Annotated in this window: 5 protein-coding genes; 1 reads left to right on the plus strand and 4 read right to left on the minus strand. The window is 60.4% G+C overall.

The genetic code is table 11. The annotated features are described in order from the left end of the window. Positions 1–581: 581 nt before the first annotated feature. Positions 582–815 (plus strand): hypothetical protein, encoded by a 234-nt coding sequence (locus D2K64_RS23060; RefSeq protein ID WP_120010725.1) that lies wholly within the window; start codon positions 582–584, stop codon positions 813–815. Here D2K64_RS23060 and D2K64_RS23065 read toward each other — a convergent pair. The 4 genes from D2K64_RS23065 to D2K64_RS23075 form a co-directional block, all read right to left on the minus strand. Further along, entirely contained in the window at positions 812–1,069 is a 258-nt protein-coding gene (locus D2K64_RS23065; protein WP_120010727.1) for a hypothetical protein, read from the minus strand. The two genes, D2K64_RS23060 and D2K64_RS23065, sit on opposite strands and share 4 nt — an antisense overlap. A gap of 74 nt (positions 1,070–1,143) precedes the next feature. Further along, the gene (locus D2K64_RS24820; RefSeq protein ID WP_157986089.1) at positions 1,144–1,608 is read right to left on the minus strand and encodes a helix-turn-helix domain-containing protein; all 465 of its coding nucleotides are present in this window, start codon (positions 1,606–1,608) and stop codon (positions 1,144–1,146) included. Between the two features lie 295 nt (positions 1,609–1,903). Next, positions 1,904–2,143, minus strand: a complete 240-nt coding sequence (locus D2K64_RS23070; protein WP_120010729.1) for a hypothetical protein — start codon at positions 2,141–2,143, stop codon at positions 1,904–1,906. After that, entirely contained in the window at positions 2,140–2,772 is a 633-nt protein-coding gene (locus D2K64_RS23075) for a ParA family protein (RefSeq protein ID WP_157986090.1), read from the minus strand. The genes D2K64_RS23070 and D2K64_RS23075 overlap by 4 nt, the downstream gene beginning before the upstream one ends. Positions 2,773–3,570: the final 798 nt, after the last annotated feature.

Below are 3,570 nucleotides of genomic sequence, written 5' to 3' on the forward strand. Positions count from 1 at the left end.
AACCCTACCGAGAACCACCGTGGTGACCGCCACTTCAAAGGCGGTCAGGTCCTACACCACGTCCAGGAACGCGACCTTGGAGATCCTGGGAGGGGAAACGCCCACCAGTCTTGGGAGGCGCCTTGGATCAGACTTGAGGTGATCGAGGCTGAGCTGCGCGGCAAGCGGGTTGCGCGACGGATTTCGTCATCCGTGCCGGTCATCCGTGCCACTGGATTGGTGAACGCGCGGACCTCTGCGGGTGGCGTCCGAGTTGAAGCAGAGTGAACTGCTGATGTCCGAGTTAATATCGTCGGATCAAGGATGCCTGAAGCTGCTGTGCCCCACTCAGCGCGCGCTCGACATCATCGCGGCTCGTGCGGACCCCGCCTCCCCGAATTCGCCCGAGATCATACGCCACGCAGAAGCAGGTCAGGCCCGGGGTACGCGTGAGCTCTGAACCATTACTTGGCGCGAGCTACATGGAGAGCAGCCTTGCGCTATCCGCCCGAACCTCGCTGCCCTCTATGCATCAAACACGATAAACTGCGCTTACCGGATGATTTTTGGAGGTGCCTCTGGGAGGGTAAGATGGGCGGGAGATGACCGATCAAGCAGGCGACACACGGGCGCAGACCCTCGAGCTGATGGAGGCATTCGCCCCTCAGATGCGCGCGGTGGGCATGCGCGTGCTGATCCAGTATCCGACAGCGGACGACGCCCACGCCACGCTGCACATCGAGCCTGCCACGGCTGAGACCGCAGAGATCCTGGACGAGATGCGCGCGAGTGGGGCGCTCGCGCTGTTCGAGGGGCCGCAGGACAAGCGGGATTAGGTCACCACCGCGTCGCCTTCCCGTACCGGGTTCGGCCTCGCTGCCTGCCCCGCTGGCCCGGCAGCGGCGTCCAGCGCCCCTACAGCATCGCTCAGTTTCCGCATGAGGCCGACCATTTGCATCGGGCAAAAGCCAGTCTTATCGCCCTCTTCGTCCGTGTAGATCGAGCCAGCCTCGTCCGCAGCATCGAGGGCGTTGAGCAGAGCGCGGATCTCGGTTCTTGAAAGTCGGACAGCATAAAGGGCGGCGGCCATGGCCCCTCCTGGGGTGCGTCGATCCTGCGGCGAAAAGGTGGTGCGTGCGTGTGTCCTATGCCAGCCGAGCCGCTTCAAACTGCCATTTTTGGCGTCGAGAGCCACGAAAGCACGTCCTCGGCCGTGCCGCCGCCCCATTCCGCAAGCTTGGCGAGGGCCTTTCGGCCTCCATCCGACAAAATGTTGCCGGAAGAATCACAGATTGACTCTCTTAGGTTTTTAGAAGGCTTGGGAGAGAGGAGCGTGTAGAGGTTGGTATCGTGCCGGGCCCGCCGACCACGGCGCTGCTGCCAGGCAATGAGCCCCAGATCGCGCATGATGGCGTGCTGACGCTCCACGGTGCGATCTGAGATGCCGAGATCCAACGCAAGGGTGCAGCGGGAGGGCCAGAGCTGCCCTGTGACCTTCCCTGCCCGACGCAGCATGGCACGGGCCAGGAGATAGCCCGTGGCCGTCAGGCGCTGTCCTCTAAGGGTCAGCCGGCGTGTGGTGTAGGCGAGCCAAGCAGCCCGCACGAAGGCGTTTCGGTCGAAAGCCATAAGCTTTGCCGGATGTTAGCAGGACGCAGTTTTCCCTCACCGCAAGGTGTGCTTGCGATTTTCAGAGCGAACGCTTAGCCTGGAGTTCTCACGCTGCCGGGCTAGAACGTTCGGATATGAGGGGTCGGGTTCTGGCAGTTCGCTGCTGGGGTCCGGCCCTTTCTGATTCTAAGCCACGCGAGATTGCGCGGCTGAGGCAAAGCATGCCGCCGCGCTAATCATCCGTCTACCCCTTTGATTTTGCGGTATTCCTATATATGCTGCTATATCCGCATATAGCTATATATCAATATCCCTATACATCCTTGTAGCGTTCTCGCAGGAGTTCGAGCGCCTCGTCTACCAGCTCTGTCTTGGTCATCTGAAGATGGTGCGCGAGGTGCCGCAACAGTGTGTTGTCCTCTCCGCGAAGGCGCAGTGAGGTTACTGTCCGCGGCTGAGGCTTCTCTTCGCTAGGCGGCTTAATTTGCTGAGGGATGGCGTCCTTCCGGACGATGAAGTCGGCCGTCAGCACCGGCTTGTCCTTCTGGCTCATCGGCGGTCCTTCTTATCAAAGCGTCCCTTGATGAACGTCCACAGGGCGGCGATCTCGGCCGCACTCTTCCCTTCTGGCTCCATCTCCGTGACCGTCCGGCCATCGGCCATCGAGACAGCAAAGTCCGTCCGCGAGTGGATGATCGGCTCGGCGAGGGGACCATGCTGGCTGAGGGATATGGCAGCCTGAGCTGTGATGCGGGCTCGCTGGTTGGCTTGGTTGACCACGAATACTAGCGGCTTGTTGTGCTGTTCCACGATGTCCACTGTGCGGCCAACCGCGCGCAGGTCATGAGGCGAGGGCCGAACCGGGATCACCACCAAATCAGCCAAGGCCACGGTCAGGCTGATGGATGAGGTGATAGCTGGAGGAGTGTCGATGATCAGCAGGGTGACACCAGCCTTTCGCATGGCGTCCATCGTCTTCCGGAGGTTTCCCTCGACCGGCTGGACCAAGATGGGGGTCTCAGCCTGACGGACCCGGAACCAACCAGAAAGAGACATCTGCTCATCAGTGTCCATCATGGCCACCATGGGCTCACCCTGGCGCTCGGCTTCCACGGCCAGATGCCCAGTCAGCGTGGTCTTACCGACCCCGCCTTTCTGGCTGGCTATGACCAGCGTCCGCATATTCACATACTCCTATATAGCCGTATTCGAGCATATATACGTATATTGTAGTATGCAAATATGCGCTTATGGTGAGCGCTAAGCGCATGATATTGTTTCGATTCTTTTCCCAGTGAGCAAGATCTTAGCCTCCATTCCTCTTGCCACAGCAGCCGTCCTGGTCAGATGCCGAACGCCCTTGGCCAGATCCTGGCTCAGCAGACCCTTTTTGCCGGCACGCCAAGGGTACTTAGCAGCGGTCGCCCAGAATGGCGCGAATGGCGTCGATGCATTCCAGGCCGCTCGCTTAGTGATGCGGGGCAAGTTGCTCATGTCCGGTTTTACTGGTCACGGCTACCTCCCCAACAGCACCGCCGCAGCACGATGAGCGCGTCGGGCAGGGCGGTCAGATGGAAAGGGGCGCATAGGGCAGGGTAGACGAAGTCCGTCGCCGGACTGCAAAACGCCACGTGTTGAGCCGGAGGATGATCAAACCTGCCGCTCAGCGTCGCATCCAATACTGCGCGCAAGATGTCGAAGCCGACCTCGCGAGAGGGTGTTCCGACGGGTTGGCTGCTGCTGCGGAGACGGCTGCAGGCTGCTCCCTCGGCCGTGGACCAGCCGGGCTGATCCGGCCTGGCCGACGCCTCTTCCCCAGCCCGACGAACCAATCTTATTACATTTCAATGTCTTGTATCACGTACGCGCGCATGGAGGAGATGAAATTCGCCTTTTACGATTATTTTTGCTTTTCAACTCACGGGTTCGTGATCTAGGAAGTTGATCACGCAATCGTGAGCATCCGGGCTCACGCATGAA

The sequence above is a fragment of the Teichococcus vastitatis genome (genome assembly GCF_003604215.1).
Lineage (GTDB): Bacteria > Pseudomonadota > Alphaproteobacteria > Acetobacterales > Acetobacteraceae > Pseudoroseomonas > Pseudoroseomonas vastitatis.